At 59.5% G+C, this 531-nt stretch carries 1 protein-coding gene; it reads right to left on the reverse strand.

Annotated elements, in window-relative coordinates; all coding sequences use genetic code 11:
• Positions 1-531 (reverse strand): DUF6791 domain-containing protein (locus HM984_RS18145; RefSeq protein WP_503328578.1); only part of this gene is annotated, 531 nt, incomplete at both ends.

The raw sequence follows: 531 nt of genomic DNA on the forward strand, positions 1-531 counted from the left end.
GAGGATATGCGCGCCGGTACCACCGAGACCAATGATGACTACCTTCTCGATCGCAAGTCGGTTGTTCAGCTCCGTAATGCCTGCGCGGCTGGAAAAGGTGTCGACGTACTTGAAGACCCCGTCGTCCTCGTCGGTCTGTAGTGGCTTATAGGTGTACGGGGTTGCGTCAGGGTCGACGGCCTCAGCAGGCCCGGCGATCATGGCTGCGTAGTAACTGACCTTTTCGTAGAAGTCTGGATACCCGCCGTCGGGCTTTTGGGAGAACCCGCAGCTGGCAGTCAGGTCCGGAGTGGCAGACCACTTTTCGACGCCCTCGTTGATCAGCCCATCTATGGCCTGGCCGTTCTTGTCGTGAGGGACACCACCGGCAAAGCACATGACGTGGGTGCTGGGCGCGGCGGTGCTGTTGCCAGTCAGGTCGAGAGGGCAAAGGAGTGAACCCCACTGAACTTGAGCCGCACCATCGACATAAGGCACGTCGTCCACGACGAGGAATCCGTTGACTATCCGGATGGCAAAGCCATCCTGCAC

It is taken from the genome of Winogradskyella pacifica, assembly GCF_013403915.1.
In the GTDB taxonomy this organism is placed as follows: Bacteria; Bacteroidota; Bacteroidia; order Flavobacteriales; family Flavobacteriaceae; genus Winogradskyella; species Winogradskyella pacifica.